The organism is Vibrio sp. 1402, assembly GCF_033340275.1.
In genome coordinates, this window is record NZ_JAWOWE010000369.1 from 1 (window position 1) to 638 (window position 638).

Genomic DNA, 638 nt, shown 5'->3' on the forward strand with positions numbered 1-638 from the left:
GCCGATCTTCTAGAACAGCCCAACGTTTCTAGAGTGAAATTGTATGATAGGGCCAATGAACCTTTTGTTTTGCTTGAAGGGAGTGGGGAGTCTGCTCCCGTTCCTAATCAAAATGAAAGAAGTAAGCTCGATGCATTAGGGTATGCGTTGTCCGCCAAGTTTTTGTACGTACTTGAGCCTATCATCCATGAAGGGCATGTAATTGGCTCAATTCGAGTGACGCTGTCACATATTCCAATTATAAATGCGCAACATTCCTTCTTGAAAGATGCCGGCGTACTTCTGCTGATATTGGCGGCTGGTGGCATTATTTTCTACATTACCATTGATCGTATCATTCTAAGACCGTTGCTCGATCTCAACGGTGCAATTCAAGATGTTACTTTTGGTAATGCCTCTCACGTACAAATTCGTCATCATTCTAAAGACGAACTGGGCGAAGTTATTCACTCATTCAACCGAATGATGACCAAACTCCGAAAAAGGGAAAAACAACGCCAACATTCGTTAGCTACGCTCGAACAAAAAAGAGCATTTTCAGAAGAAGTCATTGAATCCATTCAGTATGCGTTGGTTATTACCGACAACCTTGGCACCATTATCCACAGTAATGCTGCGACTCAGCATATATTTCAGAA

At 42.3% G+C, this 638-nt stretch carries 1 protein-coding gene; it reads left to right on the plus strand.

Going from position 1 to position 638, the window contains the following annotated elements; genetic code table 11:
* Window positions 1-33: 33 nt before the first annotated feature.
* Window positions 34-638 (plus strand): HAMP domain-containing protein (locus R7044_RS26120; protein WP_318141739.1); only part of this gene is annotated, 605 nt, incomplete at its 3' end.